8 protein-coding genes are annotated in these 17,636 nt (G+C 67.2%); all 8 read right to left on the reverse strand.

Annotated features, from left to right (window positions below):
* Window positions 1-81: 81 nt before the first annotated feature.
* A complete protein-coding gene (locus LZ586_RS16115) occupies window positions 82-3,084 on the reverse strand; it encodes a TonB-dependent receptor domain-containing protein (protein WP_235077330.1) in 3,003 nt (1,000 codons plus the stop codon).
* Between the two features lie 64 nt (window positions 3,085-3,148).
* On the reverse strand, window positions 3,149-4,171 hold the full coding sequence (locus LZ586_RS16120) for a N(4)-(beta-N-acetylglucosaminyl)-L-asparaginase (protein WP_235077331.1): 1,023 nt from the start codon (window positions 4,169-4,171) through the stop codon (window positions 3,149-3,151).
* Between the two features lie 267 nt (window positions 4,172-4,438).
* Window positions 4,439-6,352 (reverse strand): alpha-L-fucosidase, encoded by a 1,914-nt coding sequence (locus tag LZ586_RS16125; protein WP_235077332.1) that lies wholly within the window; start codon window positions 6,350-6,352, stop codon window positions 4,439-4,441.
* 14 nt (window positions 6,353-6,366) lie between these two features.
* Window positions 6,367-8,685, reverse strand: coding sequence for a GH92 family glycosyl hydrolase (locus LZ586_RS16130; RefSeq protein WP_235077333.1), 2,319 nt, complete (start codon window positions 8,683-8,685; stop codon window positions 6,367-6,369).
* Window positions 8,682-10,103, reverse strand: coding sequence for a glycoside hydrolase family 125 protein (locus LZ586_RS16135; RefSeq protein ID WP_413777300.1), 1,422 nt, complete (start codon window positions 10,101-10,103; stop codon window positions 8,682-8,684). The genes LZ586_RS16130 and LZ586_RS16135 overlap by 4 nt, the downstream gene beginning before the upstream one ends.
* Window positions 10,100-12,661, reverse strand: a complete 2,562-nt coding sequence (locus LZ586_RS16140; protein ID WP_235077334.1) for a glycoside hydrolase family 3 C-terminal domain-containing protein — start codon at window positions 12,659-12,661, stop codon at window positions 10,100-10,102. Before LZ586_RS16140 ends, LZ586_RS16135 begins: the two co-directional genes overlap by 4 nt.
* Window positions 12,658-15,297: a beta-mannosidase gene (locus LZ586_RS16145; protein WP_235077335.1), complete on the reverse strand. Its 2,640-nt coding sequence runs from the start codon at window positions 15,295-15,297 to the stop codon at window positions 12,658-12,660. The genes LZ586_RS16140 and LZ586_RS16145 overlap by 4 nt, the downstream gene beginning before the upstream one ends.
* Entirely contained in the window at window positions 15,294-17,627 is a 2,334-nt protein-coding gene (locus tag LZ586_RS16150) for a beta-N-acetylhexosaminidase (protein WP_235077336.1), read from the reverse strand. Before LZ586_RS16150 ends, LZ586_RS16145 begins: the two co-directional genes overlap by 4 nt.
* Window positions 17,628-17,636 lie beyond the last annotated feature (9 nt).

A 17,636-nucleotide genomic window follows, 5' to 3' on the forward strand; every position in this document is an offset into this window, starting at 1 on the left:
CACGGCCGGATCGCATGGCGCATAAAAAAGGCCCGTCTTCCGAAGAAGACGGGCCCAAGTTTCCCTGGGAAGGGAGAGCGATCAGAAGTTGATGGTGGTGCCGAACGCGATCTGACGGCCGAGCGAGTCGTACCGCGCAGAGATCGTGTTCGCCCGCGACAGGCCGATATCGTACGAGTTCGGCAGGATCGGCGGGGTCTTGTCGAGGATGTTGTTTGCCGCGATCCGGAACGAGAAGCTCTTCTGGACGCGGAAGTTCAGCGACAAGTCGAAGTAGTCATACGCGCCGATCCTGTAGAAGGTCTCGCGCTCGCCCGCCTGGGTCCAGCCGAGCGTCGGATCACCCGAGTTCGAGGTGCGCGTCAGCGGGCCCAGGTGGCGCCAGTTCAGCGAAGCGCTGAAGAACTGGTCCGACGTGGTGTAGGTGGTGCGCAGGTTGTGCGTCCACTTCGGGATGAACTGGCTGCAGCCAGCACCGCCGAAATAGCCCACGCAGTTGCGCTGGTTCAGGAACTCCGCGTCCTGCGCACCCGCCAGCGTGGTGAGCGAGCCCGCAAAGTCGAAGTCCAGCCGGCCGGCAGCGCCGAGCGGCAGGGCGTACTGACCCTGGAAGTCCCAACCATAGGACTTGCTCTGGTAATAGTTGGTCGTGCCCTGACGGATGAAGCCCGTTGCGGGATTGTCGCCCGGGGTGCTGAACAGCGTGCCGTTCGCATTGCGGACGAACATGCTGCAGAAGAACGGATCCGCCGTCTGCTGGCAGCCCTGCGAGAAGTAGCTGTAGTCGTTGTAGCCGATCGAATCGTCCAGATCGATCATGAAGCGATCGACCGACACGATCAGGCCGGGCAGGAAGCGCGGCTTGAGCACGACACCGAAGGTCTTGGTGTACGCGGTTTCCGGATCGGCGGTGAAGCCACCGGCGCGGTAGGTGCAGCCGACATCGGTCGGGCAGAGCAGGGTAGCGCTGCCGTAGAGATTGTCCGCCAGGCCGGTTGCCGCGCATGCCTCACGCGAAGCTGCCGGGGCGCCATAAACCGGAACCTGCTGGCCTGCCGCGTTGGTCGTGGTGCCGACGATGGCGGGAGCGCAGATGTCGTTATAGGCGGTGGTGATCCGGCCATAGCTGGTGTTCGAGGCCTGGAACGCCTCGACTACCGTCGGTGCGCGCTGGGCGCGGTTGATCGAGCCGCGGAAGGTGATGTCGGGGATCGGTGCCCAGATCGCCTCGGCCTTCCAGGTCGAGAAGGTGTTGGGGTTGCTGCTGTACTTGGACAGGCGGAACGCGCCGTTGACCTGGAGCAGGTCGGCGAACGGCTTGTGCTCGGCGATCGGGGCCTGGACCTCGACGTTTCCTTCCCAGACATGCTGCGACAGGTCGGAGTCGCTGCCGCCATTCTGCTCGCGCCAGTTGGCGTCGGCATAGCTCTTGAGCTGGTCCTCACGGAACTCGGCGCCGAACGCGATCGCCAGGCCCTGCTCGGCCCAGGGGCTCTGGATGCCATAGGTGCCCAGGTCGCCCTGAACGGTGGCGATGGCGTTATACAGCGTGTTGGTGGTCGTCGTGGTGCCGTAGGTACCCTCGAGCAGGTAATTGAACAGCGCGCTGTTGTTGGTCGCCGAATTGGCGCTGAACGGATCGAAGGGCACGCAGCCATTGGCCACGTCGTTGACGCAGCTGATCGTGCCGTTGTTGTTGACCGTGTTCAGCGCGTTGTTGACGCGATCCCAGTCCGGCGTTGCCCAGCTGGTGTCCATGCGGTTGCGCGCATAGACGCCGCCGACATCGTAGCTCCAGCCCTTGGCGAATTCGCCGCGGACGCCGCCGGTGATGCGCACGCCCTGGTTCAGGTAGCGATCTTCCTGGTCGGCGACGCCGGTGAAGCGATAGCGCAGTTCGATCGGCACGAAGGTGGAGGTGCCGGCGGCACCGCCGCACACCGTCGCCGCCTGTGCGGCCGACAGGAACGGGTTGGCGCAGTTCAGCTGGTACGCACCCTGCGAGTAGTTGCTCGAGCTCAGCACGCGCGCCGGATAGAGGTTCACGGACTCGTCGCGGAACCACATCGCATTGGCATAGACTTCGGCGGCGTCCGAGATCTTGAACGAGGCGAAGCCGCCTGCATTCCAGCGCTCATCGGCGCGCTGGAACGAGTATCCGTCATACGGATTCTCGGCGACGGCATCCGAATAGGGCACGAACGTACGCGTGCCATTGGGATTGTTGACATAGGCGTTGCCCGAGCTGGGCCCCGTCCGCGGCGAGATGTAGCCGGTCTTGGTGTAGGTCGAAACCGTGCAGCTCAGCGGGCCGTCCTTGACCGTTTCGGTCAGCTGGCACCCCGAGGTTTCGCGCGCGCCGAAGGGGACGAGGTCCGCCTTGCGATAGTTGACGTAGCCCGAGACGTGGAAGCGGTCGTCGAACAGCTTCTTGCCGGCGGTCAGCGACAGGTCGACACGACCGCCGTCGAAGGCGTTGCCGGTGGTCGGCTGGCGGAAGCCATATTGGCTTGCCACCTGCGAGACGAGGCCCGCTTTGTTCTCGTGCGCGTAGAAGTTGTAGTTCGCGTTGGCCTGGATGCCCTCGAAATCATTGTCGAGGATGAAGTTGACCACGCCGGCAACTGCGTCCGAACCGTAAACGGCCGAAGCGCCGCCGGTCAGCACGTCCACGCGCGAGATCAGCGCGGTCGGGATCATGTTGGCGTCGAGGCCGTTGACCGTGCCCAGGCGCTTGCCGTCGACCAGCACCAGCGTGCGCTCGAAACCGAGGTTACGCAGCTTGATGCGCTGGCGGCCGTCGGAATCCTGATAGTTCTGCTGGCTGTCGGGTGCGATCGACGGGATGCGGTTGAGCACTTCCTCGATGTTCACTGCTGCCTGGGCACGGATCGCTTCGGACGTCACCGAGGTGATCGGCGCTGCGGCGGCCACGTTCGGGCGGCTGATGCGCGAACCGGTGACGACGATCGCCTGGCCTTCGCCGCTCTGATCGTCGGTGTTCAGGTCGGCGGTGGCGGTGGTTTCGGCAACCGGGCCGCCGGTAGTGTTGGCTTCCTGCGACATCGCGGGGACTGCAAACATCGCCGCGAAACAGGTCGAACTCAGTAGAAGCGCGTTCTTCATTACTTCCCCCAATTGGGATGACTTACTTGGTGTTGCCGTGCCCTTTTAGGCTTTCGGCGGCTCGGACTTGCGTGCTTCCCTGAAGGTCGGTCACGGCAAAGGTGAAGCCGGGCTGGAGCGCGAAGGCGCCCACTTCGCCGCGGCTGTTGATGGCCAGAAAGCCTACTTGCGCGTCGCGAATGGCGTCGCCGCGCAGCTTGGCGATGTGCAGCACGGCTTCGCGGCACGCGGCCTGGGGCGACATGCCGCCGCGCATCGACGATACGACACGTGCCGATCCGACAATGCGCGTGACTTCCTCGCCTACGCCGGTGGCAGTGGCGGCGCCCACGCCGGCCTCGACGAACAGGCCCGAGCCTGCCTGCGGCGAATCGCCGACGCGGCCGCGCAGCTTGAACGCCATGCCAGAGGTGGTGCACGCGCCGGCAAGCCGGCCGTCGGGGCCGCAGGCGACCATGCCGATCGTGTCATGGTCCAGCGCCGATCCGCGGATGTTCTCGCTGTTCGCGACCGGCTTGTACTTGGCGGTCTTCAGCCATTCGCGCCACGCCTTTTCGGCTTCGGGCGTCAGCAGCTTGGTCTTTTCGAAACCCTGCTCGAGCGCGAACTGGTGCGCGCCTTCGCCGACCAGGAAGGTGTGCGGGGTCTTCTCCATCACGCGCCGCGCGACCGAGATCGGGTGCATGAAGTCTTCGAGCGCGGCGACCGCGCCGACATTGCCGCGGTCGTCCATGATGATCGCGTCGAGGGTCACATGGCCATCGCGGTCCGGATAGCCGGAATAGCCGACCGAGTGGTTCTCGGGGTCCGCTTCGGGAACCCAGGCGCCGACTTCGAGCGCGTCGACCAGGTTGCCGGTCTTCTTCCACTGGGCATAAGCGGCGGCATTCGCGGCGGCACCGAAATCCCAGGTCGAGACGATCAGCGCTCGTCCCTTGATCGGTGTGGAGGGCTTTGTCTGGGCTTGGGCGATAGTGGCAGTTGCACCGGCGGCGGCCGCTGCGCCGATCCCCAATGCCAATGCTCCGCGTCGAGACGTGTCCATCGATGCAATCCTCAAGGCTTGGCTGCCTCATGCAGCCTTGAGCCCGGCGCCTACGTCACCCGAACGTCCTCGCCTTGCAACCAGATTGTCACAGGTGAAATATCACTTCAATACCAAAAACGAAATTGGTGCTATCGGACTGTCGCATATTGCATACCAGTGTCGAAAGATCGGCAGGCGTCGGTCGCCGGCGCAGGGCGCAGCCCCGCGGGCGTCGATCCGCTAACTCATGACGCTTCAACGATTAACGCGTGCCGAACTGCGGCTTCACTGCTTGGGCGTGAAGCCGCCAATGCCGGCGATCGCCAGGCGAGTGGCAGATACCGCTGTCTCTGCAAAGGTTATCCGCAGATAGCGTGATGTGCGAGCCCGGTCGAAGACGACGCGCTGGGTAGAGAGGGCATAGGCGATGTTGGAGAACTCGCCTTTGGCGGCCGGCTCCCAATGCATGCCATCGGCGCTGGTCTCCGCGTCATAGCCGCGGGGCGGCGCCGCACCGGTCATCACCTGGCGCGATGGCGTCAGGCTGAAACCGGCCAGTTGCGTGGCTGCCCCCAGGTCGACGACGACGCGGGCCGGCTTGCCCGGAGTGGGACTCGGCTGTGCCCAGATCGTGCCGGCTTCGTTGTCCAGCAGCTTCTCGGCCCCCGGCGCGCTCGCCTCGACGATGCGCCACTTGGTCACGTCGAGCACGGTCGGGTCGGTCGAGACGATCGCCGGCACCGGCACCGGCGCCACCGACTGGAACAGCGCGAACTCACTGATCGCCGGCGAGGCCGGCGCGGCGAGCACGCGCAGCCGCACCCGGCGCGGCGCGATCGGCGCGGGCAGGCGGATGATCCGCTGCGCCGAGATGCACGCGTGTTCGGCCAGCGTCTGCCACTTGCCGCCGATCTCGGCATCTACCGCGAACCGCGTCACGCGCACGCCGAGCGGCAGATACTCGCGCAGCCGGATCACGTCGAAGCGGGTGCCGGGCTTGAGGTCGAGCGTCAGCGTCGGGTTCGCGACGCCATCGGGGCTGGCCCAATAGGTTTCGCGATTGCCGTCCAGCACGCGGGCGGGCGCGAAGCCTGCGCGGCTGTGGCTGGCGCTCGCCACTGCGCCCTTGGCGAGGTCGCGTGCGAAGGTCGCGCGGATCGCGTCGCCGAACGATTTGAGGATCTTGAAGTCCTGGTCCGGAATGCGGCCGCGACGGTCCGGGGGAATGTTCAGGTTCAGATTGGTGCCGCGCCCGACCGACTCGTCATACAGCCGGATCAGCCGCTCGGGGCTTTTGACCTTGGAGTCCTCGTCGGCGTGATAGAACCAGCCCGGCCGGATCGACACGTCGGTTTCCGCCGGCCACCAGATCGCGCCGCCGCGCACCCCGGCATTGCCGTTCTTCTGGTCATAGGGCTCGTCGGGCATCGTCGGCCAGCACGGATCGCCCGCCACGCCGTCCTCATTGCCCACCCAGCGGATGTCGGCGCCCAGCGGATCGAAGGTGCAGGCGTTCGGCTGCAGCTCGTGGACCAGCGCGACGATCGAGGGCCAGTTGTAATAGCGCGGCGCATCGATCTTCCGCGCCTCGCGCGCGCCGCCATAATAGCCGTCGCCGCCATTGGCGCCGTCGAACCACACTTCGAACAGCTCGCCATAGCGGGTGCACAATTCGGTCAGCTGCGCGCGGTAATAGTCGACATAGGCCGGCCGGCCATAGTCGGCATGGTTGCGGTCCCAGGGCGAGAGGTACAGCCCGAACGGCAGCTTGGCGCGCTTGCACGCGTCGGCCATCTCGCGGACGATGTCGCCCTTGCCGCCTTTGTAGGGGCTGTTGCGGATGCAATGCTCGGTCAGCAGCGTCGGCCACAGGCAGAAGCCGTCATGATGCTTGGCAGTGAGGATCAGCCCGGTGAGCCCGCCAGCCTTCGCCGCGGCGACGATCTGGTCGGGGTCGAAGTCGCTGGGGTCGAACAGCTTGGGGCTCTCGTCGCCGAACCCCCATTCCTTGTCGGTGTAGGTGTTGATCGAGAAATGGACGAACGCGTATTGCTCGCGCCCATGCCAGCGCCACTGGCGCGGGTGCGGCGTCGCGCCGAACGGCTTGGGGCCAGGCTCGGCGGCGAGCGCGGGGGCGGCGGGCAGGGCTGCGCCGGCCAGTCCGGTGGCGATCAGCGTGCGCCGGGAAAATGCAGTCATCGAAATCCTCAGGTTCAAGCGGGCGTATGGCCGAACGACGGCGGCCGGTCGGCAAGCGCGCGGCCGAAGGCGCGGTTGGGCGTACGCGACATGGTGAAGCGCAGCGTGCCGCCCGCGGCGAGGTCGCGGTGCGAGATCCAGCTCCTCGTCCATGGCTTCTCGTTCCAGGTCACCGCCGCGACATAGGGCGTGTCCGGCCCGTTCCCCGGCGCCTCGATCACCAGCTTCCTGGTGCCCAGCTTCAGCGTCGCGCGGGTGAACAGCGGCGATCCGAACACGTACGCCGCCTCCACCGGATCGACCGGATAGAAGCCCAGCGCCGAGAACACGAACCACGCGCTCATCTGCCCGCAATCGTCGTTGCCGATGATCCCGTCGGGGTCGTTCTTGTACATCTCGGTGCACAGCCGCCGCACCATCGCCTGCGTTTTCCACGCCGCCCCGGCATAGGCGTACAGGTAAGGCGCATGCTGGTCCGGCTCGTTGCCGTGCGCATATTGCCCCACCAGCCCCGAAATGTCGGGCGGCGCGTTGGCGGGCAGGGTGGAGGGCGCGGAGAACAGCGCGTCGAGCTTCGCCTCGAACTTCGCGTCGCCGCCCAGATGCGCGATCAGGCCATAGACGTCATGCTGGTTCAGGAACGTCGCCTGCCAGCCATTCGCCTCGGTATAGTCGCGCCAGTCGGGCTCGGGCATGTGCCCCAACTGGATCGGATCATAGTCCTTCCACCAGCGGCCATCGGCGAACTTTGGCCGCGCAAAGCCGATGTTCGGGTCGATCACGTTGCGCCAATTGCCCGATCGCTTGCGCAGCCGCTCGGCGTCCGCCCCCGCGCCGGCCACCCGCGCCAGCCGCGCCGAGGCCCAGTCGTCATAGGCATATTCCTGCGTCCGGCTGACGCTCTCATTGACCTTGTCGGCCGGCACATAGCCCAGGCTGTCGTACAGCCTGCGCCCGCGGCTGTTCTCCAGGTCGCGCGCGCCGAAGTCGAAGCTGCGTTTGCGGATCGCCGGCCACGCCGCGGCATAATCGGCCGGTATCCCCTTGGCCTGCGCCTCGGCGATCGGCACCACCCCGTGCCAGCCGATCATCGTCCCGGTCTCCTTGCCCTGGAGCGGCCACACCAGCGGCCCGAACGGCGACTGCGCGGTCTGGCGGATCAGGTCGTCGACCAGCAGCTTGGTCCGCTCGGGCGCCACCAGGGTCAGCAGCGGGTGCACCGCGCGATAGGTGTCCCACAGCGAATAGCTGCTGAACGCCGCGCCCTCGGCGGGAACCGCCCGCACCGTGCCGTCGAGCGCGGGGTAGCGGCCATCCACATCCGAAACCAGCGTCGGCGCCACCTGCGCATGGTACAGCGCCGAGGACAGGATGGTCCGCTGATCCGCGGTCCCCCCTTCGACCTGCACCGCGCCCAGCGCCGCCTTCCACCGCGCCGAAGCCGCCCCGCGCACCCGGTCGAAGTCCCAATGCCGCGCCTCGGCGTCCAGGTTCGCCCGCGCGCCCGCGGCATCCACTGCCGAGATCCCGCACCGCACCACCACCGGCGCCGCCCCGGCATCGTCATAATGCAGCACCGCCTTCAGCCGCTTGCCCGCCGCCCGCGTCGACCCGGCGGGCAGCGCGACATCGCCATCGCCGACCAGCGTCACTCGGTCCGGCTTGCGCGACAGCTGCATCGCGAAAAAGATCCGCCGTCCCTTGGCCCAGCGGAACACCCGCCGCGTGCCGGTCAGCGTGCCATCGGCCTCCAGCGCCAGCAGCGCCTCGTCGATCAGCGGCCGCGATCCCGCCCGCTCGAGCACCAGGTGCGACAAGTCGATCAGCAGATGCCCCGCGCCCTTGGGGAAGCGGTAGCGATGCCACCCCGTCCGCTCGGTCACGGTCAGCTCGGCCTGCACCCCGGTCTCCAGCGCCACCCGGTAATAGCCCGGCTCGGCATGCTCGCCCGAAAAGCGCTGGCGATACCCCGCGTCGGGGTCTTCCAGCGTGCCGGGCTGCAACTGCACCGGCCCGGCCGAAGGCACCACCAGCACGTCGAGCATGTCGCCGATCCCAGTGCCCGACAGATGCGTGTGCGAGAACCCCAGGATCGACGTGTCGGTGCGGTAATAGCCCGAGCACGTCTCCCACCTTTCCACCCCGGTATCGGGGCTCAGCTGCACCATCCCGAACGGCACGGTCGCGCCGGGATAGGTGTGCCCGGTCCCACCCGTGCCGATGAACAGATTGGGTGCCGCACCCGCCTGCCGCGCCCGCGCGCTGGCCGGCAGGGCAGAGGCAGCGAGCCCGAACGCGCTCGAGGCGAGAAGTTGACGGCGTGTAGGAGTCACAGGGTTTCCGCCAGCAGCTTGGGCCGAGTGTCGGCCAGGTGGACGATCAGCTCGCCGAACAGGCCATTGGCCCAGGCGAACCATTCGCGGGTGAACTTGCTCGGATCATCATGGTCGACCGCTTCGTGAATGAAGCCCGTCCCGCCATCGCTGTCGCGGATCATGCGCAGGCATTGCCGGATCGTCGCGTCGTCGCTCGACGACAATGCCCGCATCACCAGCGACATCGGCCACACCTGGCCCAGCCCGACATGCGGCCCGCCAATCCCCTCGACCACGCGCCCGCGCGACCAATAGGGATTGTGCTCGCTCCACGCCGCCGCGGCGGTGCGCTGGAAAAGCGGATCGCTCGCCGGCAGGCACCCCAGATAGGCCAGCGCCGAAAGCGACGGCACATTGGCGTCGTCCATGAAGATCGCGTTGCCATAGCCGTCGACTTCGAACGGGATGACCTCGCTGCCATCGGGCAGCCGCATCCGCGCGTACTTGCGCAGCGCCGCGTCCACTTCGTCGGCGAGCGCCACTGCGTCCGCCGCCAGCGCCGCATCGCCACGCGCGGCGTCCGCCACCACCGCCAGCTCGCGCAACGCGGTCACTGCGAAGTAATTGGACGGAATCAGGAACGGATACACGCACGCGTCGTCCGAAGGGCGGAAGCCCGAATGGATCAGCCCCACCGGCCGTGTCGGCGCGCCATAGCCGTCGAGCATCAGCGATTCGCCGGGGATGTTGCTCTTGCGCTGGAAGCGATACGGCCCCTTGCCGTCCTTCCGCTGCTGCTCGCGGAACGTCGCGATGCTCAGCCGCGCGGCTTGTGCCCAGCGCACGTCGAATGGCGTCTTGTCACGCGTCGCCTGCCAATAGCCATGCGCCAGCCGCATCGGATAGCATAGCGAATCCACTTCCCACTTCCGCTCGGCAACGCCCGGCTTGAGCGGGAAGCGGTCGTCCAGCGACCAGCTCAGATTGGTCTTGGCGGTCGGGTCCTCCATGAACGCGTTGGCGTACGGATCGATCAGGATCGACCGCGACTGGCGCGCGATCAGCCCGTGGTAGAGCCGCCGCAGATCGGCGTCCCCCTTGGCCAGATGCAGATACGGCTTCACCTGCGCCGAGCTGTCGCGCAGCCACAGCGCGTTGATGTCGCCGGTCCGCACGAACGCGTCGGGCGCGCCGTCGATCGTCCGCATCGCCACGGTGGTGTCCAGTGTGTTGGGATAGCAATTCCCGAACATCCAGCGCAGCTTGGGATCGCCGATCTTCAGCGACACCCGCACGATCTCGCGCTCGACCGACTTGCTGACGAACTTGCGCGCGCTAGGCTCCGGGCGGTTGCTGGCGAACGCGGTCGTCTGCGCAAAGGCGGGCGCTGCGGCGAGCGCGAGCCCGGCGCCCATGATCCCACGGCGGTCTATCACTTCGGCAGCTCCTGCGCTTCGCCGCTCAGCGTGAAGTCGGCCCATTGCCCCGGCGCGGTGCCCGGCTGGCCACCGCCAACCCACAGCCGGTACGCACCCGGCACCACCCGCCGCGTGCCGTCACGCGCCACCGTGCTGATGCTGCGGGAATCGAGCGTGAAGCGCAGCGTCGACGCCTTGCCCGGCTTGAGCGCCACCCGGCGGAAGCCGGCCAGCGCGCGCTGGAGCACCGGCGTGGTCATGCCCGCGCCCTGGCCCTTGGGCGGCACCAGATAGGCCTGCACCACCTCTTCGCCCGCCCGCGCGCCGCTGTTGCGCACGCGCACGCTGACTTCGACCGGCGCCGCCGTGCTGCCCGCTCGGGCGCTCAGCGCATCATAGGCGAAACTGGTATAGCTCAGCCCGTGGCCGAAGCCCCATAGCGGCGTGCCGGTGAAGAAGCGGTAGGTCCGCTCCTTCATGCCGTAATCGACGAACGCCGGCAGGTCCGATGCGGACTTGTAGAAGGTCACCGGCAATCGGCCCGAGGGATTGTTGAGCCCGGCCAGCGTCTCGGCGATCGCCGTGCCGCCGGATTCGCCGGGATACCAGGCCGCGAGGATCGCATCGGCCATTGCCGGATCGACCGACACCGCGCTGCCGCTGGTCAGCACCACCACCACCGGCTTGCCGGTGTCGCGCAGCGCTTGCAGCAGACGTTGTTGTGCGAAGGGCAGGGTGATCTCGGTCCGGTCGCCGCCGACAAAGCCGGGCACCGTCACTTGCAGCGCCTCGCCCTCCAGGTCCGGCGACAGGCCAAGCACCGCGACCACAACATCGGACTCCTTTGCCGCGCTCACCGCCTGGGCGAGCAACGGTTCGGCGGGCGGCAGCCAGAGCAGGCGAAGCCCCTCATCCTCGCCGGCATGGTCGATCTCCATGCGAAACGCATGGCGGCGGCCGTCCGTCGTGAACGGCACTTCCACCCGCGCCTTGCCCAGCAGGCCTTCGTGCAGCGGCTTGCCGTCGATCCACAGCCGCACGCTGTCATGCGTCTTGCAGTCCTTCCAGCACGCCGGAATGTCGATCGCCAGCGTATAGCGCCCGGGTCCCGGCGGCACGATCTCGCCCGACCAGCGCACTGCGAAGCCCTTGGGATCGAGCCCGTCGAGCGGCGCGGCGCGCGTATAGTTGAAGTCGATCCGGCGGTCCTGCCGCACGCTGACCGGGGTGCCGGTCACCGTCGGGCTGGCGAAATACTCGCCCTTCAGTCCCGGCTTGCCGTTGGCCATGAATGCGGTTTCGGGCATCACCACCGGCGCGCCATCGGCGAGCACGGATCCCTGCGCATAAAGTATGTTTGCCGCGTCGAATTGGCGGCGCATGCCGTCCAGCGGCGTCACCGGCGCCTTGGCGGTGCCGTGATAATTGCCCTCCAGCACGCCCAGGTCGTCGGCGTCGGCGCCGACCACCGCAATGCGGCTGCCCGCCTTGAGCGGCAGCCGGTCGGCATCGTTCTTCAGCAGCACGATCGCCTTGCGCGCGGCATCCAGCGCCAGCGCGCGGTTGGCCGGCGTACCGACTTCGCTCGGGCGAATGCGGTTCCACGGGCTGGTCGCGCCCAGGATCGTGCCCAGCGCCTGCCGCGCCGCCAGCGACCGGGTCAGTGCGGTGTCGACCTCGGCCTCGCTCACCAGCCCGCGCGCGACCGCCTGGGGCAGCGCGGCGAAGGTGTTGCCGCAGTTCAGGTCGTTGCCGCCCTTGATCGCCGCTGCGGAGGCCGCCGCGCCGTCCAGCCGGTAATGGTGGAACATGTGGATGTTCGCCACCGCGTCGCAGTCCGACACGGTGAAGCCGTTAAAGCCCCAGTCGGTGCGCAACCGCGTGACCATCAGCTCGGGCAGCGCGCACGCCGGCACGCCGTGGATCGAATTGTACGCGCACATCAGCGATCGCGCCTTGCCCTCGGTGATCGCCAGCCGGAAGGCGGGAAGGTAGGTCGATTCCAGGTCCTGCGGGCTGGGATCGACGTCGAAGCCGTCGCGCCCGGCCTCGGGGCCGCTATGCACCGCGAAATGCTTGGGGGTGGCGATGACCTTGGGGTATTTCGGATCGGGTCCCTGCAGCCCGCGGATGAACGCGACGCCCAGATGCCCCGTCAGATACGGGTCCTCGCCATAGGTCTCCTGGCCACGGCCCCAGCGCGGATCGCGGAAGATGTTGATGTTGGGCGACCAGATCGTCAGCCCTTCGTAAATCCGCCGGTCGGCGTTCAGCGGCCGGGCATTGAACTTCGCCCGCGCCTCGGTGGCGACCACGTTGCCCACCTTGCCAATCAGGTCGACGTCCCAGGTCGCGGCCAGCCCGATTGCCTGCGGGAACACCGTGGCGTGGCCGTTGCGGGCTAGGCCGTGCAGGCCCTCGTTCCACCAATCGAACGCCGGCAGCCCGGCTTCCTTGTCGGCGGGAGCGGTGCTTTGCAGCTGCGCGGCCTTCTCCTCGATCGTCATCGTCGCGATCGCCTTGGCGAGCGCGTCGGGGTCGGGCTCGGCGGCGGCGAGAAGCAGGAACGGGATCATTGCTGGGGTCCAAGCGTGCGAAGAGTGAGGGCGCGTTGCAGCGCTTGCGGGTCCGCGGCTGACCGCACTTCGATGGTCACGCTTTCGCCGGGCAACAGGTCGAACCCGTCGTCGGAGGGTTGGGCGGCGACACTGCCGAAGTCGAGCATCACCGCGCGGGCGAGTGCCGATGCAGTGATCGTCACGCGGTTGCCGTCCCAGCGCGTGGTCAGGCCCGGCGCGGGATAGGCCATGTCCTTGGGCAGCGCGCGCTCGACGATCGTGCGCGACACGCTGCGCCCGCCGATGATCAGTTCGGCGACGGCATAGCTGGCGTTCGCAGGCGCGCCGCCGAACAGGTCCGCGTCGGCGATCTTGGCGACTTCCTGAGCACCGAGCGGCGTCAGCGTCACCGCGGCGCCACCCGCGCCAAGCGCCGCGTCGAGAGGCGTGTGCGTCGCATCGCTGCCGCGCTCGCTAATCGGCCTGCCGGCCATGTCGAACGCGCGGATCCGCCACTGCGCAGCGATCGGCTGAGTCGCGTCGGACACCAGAGCGACGCGGGTGGCGCCGTCACGATGCTCGGTGACGATCGCCTGGGGCGCGAAGAAGCGGCGCGCGGCGTAATGGAGCAGCTTCCACTGGCCGTAATAATCGACGCTCGCCCACGAGATCGCCGGCCAGGTGTCGTTGAGCTGCCAGTATAGCGAGCCCATCGTCGTCGGGCGGCAGGCGCGGTGGTGCCGCGCGGCCATGTCGATCGCCTGCGCCTGGTTGACCTGGGTCAAATACACCGTGTCGGCGAAGTCCCTGGGCGCACGCAGCCGCTGGTCCATGTACAGCTTCAGGCGGCTATTGCCTTCGCCCGCCAGGAACTTCTGGTGCGCCTTGAGCACCGGGCTCTCCAGCGTCAGCGGCCCGTCGCCCGCGAAACCGCGCACCGTCGACATGTCCGGCATTGCCTGGAAGCCGTATTCGGACATGAAGCGCGAGCAGCCGTCCAGATAGCGCTCGACCGGCTTGGAGCCTGACCAGACATCCCAGAAATGGCGGTCGCCATTCGTCTCTGTGTCGATCTGCCCCTCATAATCGGTCGAGGGCGAGTTGTTCCAATAGGGCGTACCCGGGGAACGGGTCAGCACGGCGTTGCGCAGCACGCGGTCGAACAGCACGGCCATGCCGACACCGATCCGCTCCTGCTCGTCCGCGCCGACGCGCTTCTTGAACGCCTTGCGGTCCGACCAATTCTCCCAGCCGGCCAGGATCTCGTTGCCGCCCGACCAGGCGATCACCGACGGGTGCGGCTGGAGCCGCTCGACCTGTTCCTCGGCTTCGATCCGGACATTCTCGCGGAACGCCGCGTCGGGGGGCGTCACGGCGCCGCCGAACATGAAGTCCTGCCAGATCATCAGGCCCATTTTGTCGGCAATTTCGTAAAAAACGTCTTCCAGATAGTATCCGCCGCCCCAAACGCGGATCATGTTCATGTGCACGTCGCGCGCGCTTTGCAGGATCTGCTCGATCTGCGCGCGCGGCACGCGGGCCGGGAAATTGTCGAACGGGATCAGGTTCGCGCCCTTCGCGAAGATTGGTATCCCATTGACCTTGAAGCCGAAACTGCCGTCCTTGCGGATTAGCTCGACGCTGCGCAGCCCGATCGACTGGGTGACGCGGTCACTGGTTTCGCTGCCCTGGGCCAGTACACCGGCGACCTGATAGAGCGGCTGGGCGCCATATCCGACCGGCCACCAGCGCTGCGGCTTGTTGACGCTAAGCGGGATGCTCAAGTCGTTGATTCCAGGCGAAACTACAAAGCTGCGCTTGACGCTTTGCTTCTTTCCGGCGGGAGTCGTCAGCGTCAAGTTCAACGTCAACCTGGCCGCGCGGTCGGCCACCACTCGGAACCGCGCCACCAACCGCGCCTCCTCCGCGTTGATCGCCTCCTGCTCCACCCGCAACCCGTCGATCCGCGCCGCGTCCCACGCCTCCAGTTTCACCGGCCGCCACAGCCCGATATTCACCAGCCGCGGACCCCAGTCCCAGCTCCAATGGTATTTCGGCTTGCGAATATAAGGCGACGTCTGCTTGCCCTTGGGCTCGTCGCCAAATTCGGATTCATACTCGCCAGGCAGCGGATTCGCCTCGGCCAGCACCCGCGGCTGAAGCGTGCGAATGGGCGACGCGAACGACACGATCAATTCGTTGCTGCCGGCCTTGAGCGCCGATTTGGCATCCACCCGCCAGCGGCGATGCGCGTTGTCGGCGGCGAGCAGCCGGCGCCCGTTGAGCGACACGGTGGCGAAGGTGTCGAGCCCATCGAACACCAGCTCGAGATGATCGCGCTTCAGCATCGCCGGGGTGACCTGGATCACCTTGCGGAACTGCCAGCTGGTCAGGCCAGCCCATTGGATCGGCGCCTGGTTGATACCCTTGAACGGATCGGGCGCGCGGCCGCTGGCGATCAGATCCTGCTGGACACTGCCGGGCACGCGCGCGGCGAACCACGCCGCCTCGCCCGGATGCGCCTTGGCGGCGGCACTGTCAGCGGGATCGATGCGGACCTCCCACGCGCCGTCGAGCGACAGCGTCTCGCGCGGATCGGCAAGCGCAGGGAGGGCGGCAAACAGCAGCGGCAGGGGGAGGATGCGTGCCTTCACTTGGCCGTCCCTTCGCTCAGCACGACCTTTTCGACCGTGTAGAAGGGAGCGGATGCCGGCGAAGTGAACTGGAAGCACAAGTCTTCGTCTCCCTGCATCTCGGGAAACGTCCCGGAGAAGCTGAACTGAGTGGGGGCGGTTGCGGGGTCGGGCAGCGCGAAGCTGCCGATCACGATCGGCTTGATGGTCTTGTCGGTAGCAGCCGCCGTGCAGCGCGCGCTGATCACCAGCTCGCCATGCAGGGTGGCGGGATACGGATCGCGGCGCCGGCCGGTGTCGTGTGCCAGCCCCCAATGCCGCGCCAGCCGGGCGACGCTGACGGTGAAGCCCTTGGCGACATCGAGCGGCGCGGCGGGGTAGGCGGTGCAGGTGTTGAACAGGTCGACATTGTACACCGGCGCAGTGGCGGCCTGATCCGGCGTGAGGGGCACCCGCAGATAAAGCGAACCGCCCGGGCAAGCGGTCATGTCCGAAGTGGTGCGGGTGAGCAGTGCGGCGCGGCTGGTGTCAAAGGCGCGCGGGGCGGCGGTGGCATTGCCCGCCTTGTCGAACGCAGCGGCGCGTATCTTCGCACCCGGCTTGAGCGTCAGGGGCCCCTTATAGGCGGGCGACTTCGCCGTCGGTTCGCTGCCGTTGGTGGTGTAGCGGATCGTGCCGTAGGGCGCCTGGGTCGATAGCGCGACCACCGCCTTGCCGGCGCGCAACGCATCGCCGCGGCTGCCCTGAAGCTGGTACCCGACCGCGAAGGCGCCATCGGCGACATGCATGCCCGATCGCTCCCATCGTCCGATCTGCGGCTGGACGCGTTCGAGGAAGCTGAAAAAGTCGCGCTTGTCCTTGGCCGACCAGGTCATCTCGGCGATGGCGGCGGCGCGCGGGAAATAGGCGTGCTGCACCTGGCCCGGCGTGATCAGATACTCGCTCCACGCATTGCCCTGCGCGCCGAGCACATGCTTGGCCTTTTCCGCATCGATTCCGGCCGGCACCGGCTCGTATCTGTAGATCTTCTCGAGCGACTGGACTGCCAGGCGGCCGTTGAACTCGTCGGGAAGGCCACTCTGCAACTGGTCGAGATAGAGCAAAGGCGCGGGGCTCAGCACCACGTCATGCCCCTGATTGGCGGCCTCGACCGCACCCTTTTCACCGCGCCATGACATCACCGATGCCGAGGCGGGCAGGCCGCCTTCCAGGATCTCGTCCCAGCCGATCAGCCGACGCCCCTTGCCGGCGAGATACGCGCCGAACTGCTCGATCATCCAGCTTTGCAGCTGGTTCTCGCTCGTGAGGCCCAGCGCCTTGATCTGCGCCTGCACCTTGGGCGAGCGTTCCCACTGGTCCTTGATCGCCTCATCGCCGCCCAGATGAATGAAGTTGCTCGGGAACACCGCCACCAGTTCGTCGAGCACGTTCTTGACGAACTGGATGCCCTCGGGCGCCGGGTTGAACAGATAGGGCATCACGCCCCAGTCGTGGCCGACTTCGGGCGCGTCGGCGAACACGCTGAATTCGGGATAGGCGGCGGCAAGGGCCTGGGCGTGGCCGGGCAGGTCGATCTCGGGAACGATCGTCACGCCGCGTTCGGCGGCATAGGCGACCAGCGCCTTCAATTGGTCTTGGGTGTAGAAGCCGCCATGCTTCGGCCCGGCCGGACCGCCGCTCGACGGCGGCGTGCGCCAGCCGCCGATCTCGGTCAGCTTGGGGTAGCGCTTGACCTCGAAGCGCCAGCCCTGATCGTCGGTCAGATGGAGGTGCAGCGTGTTCAGCTTCACCGAGGCCATCTGGTCGACCACCTTGTACACTTCTTCTATCGGCTGGAAGTGTCGGGCGACGTCCATCAGCAGCCCGCGCCAGGCGAAGCGCGGCGCGTCCTCGATCGTCATCGCCGGCACCTTGACCGGCCTGCCATAGGCGCGGTCCGGGCTGAGCAGCTGCGCGACGCTCATCGTGCCGTAGAGCAGCCCGCGATCGCTCGATGCAGTGATATGGATGCCCTGTGCATCGACCTTCAAGCGGTAGGCTTCGTCGCCCCCGACCGAGGCATCCCGCACGAACTGGATCGCGCCCGCTCCGGGCCGCGCCACCAGGTTCAGCCCGCGCTCCGTCCTTACATGGGCAGCAAGCACGCGTGCTGCAGCCGCGATGCCGGCATCGCTTGCGAGGATATCGATACCATCGCCATCCCGCACCGTGAACGATCCGGTTCCCAGCGTGATCGAAGCCGGTAGCGGCGTCAGCGGAAGCGTAGCGGCGCTCTGGGCGAATGCGGACGAGGTTGCCAGCAACGCGGCCCAGCCAAGGTGCCGAACCCGTCCTACCACTACCTTGCGCATGTTATCGCC

Source organism: Sphingomonas sp. S2-65, from assembly GCF_021513175.1.
Taxonomy (GTDB): domain Bacteria; phylum Pseudomonadota; class Alphaproteobacteria; order Sphingomonadales; family Sphingomonadaceae; genus Sphingomonas.

Bases quoted from the DNA above. Each gene is read 5' to 3' on its own strand.
- LZ586_RS16115 (WP_235077330.1), bottom strand. From the start codon at position 3,084: ATGTTTGCAGTCCCCGCGATGTCGCAGGAAGCCAACACTACCGGCGGC.
- LZ586_RS16140 (WP_235077334.1), bottom strand. From the start codon at position 12,661: ATGATCCCGTTCCTGCTTCTCGCCGCCGCCGAGCCCGACCCCGACGCG.
- LZ586_RS16150 (WP_235077336.1), bottom strand. From the start codon at position 17,627: ATGCGCAAGGTAGTGGTAGGACGGGTTCGGCACCTTGGCTGGGCCGCG.
- LZ586_RS16120 (WP_235077331.1), bottom strand. From the start codon at position 4,171: ATGGACACGTCTCGACGCGGAGCATTGGCATTGGGGATCGGCGCAGCG.
- LZ586_RS16125 (WP_235077332.1), bottom strand. From the start codon at position 6,352: ATGACTGCATTTTCCCGGCGCACGCTGATCGCCACCGGACTGGCCGGC.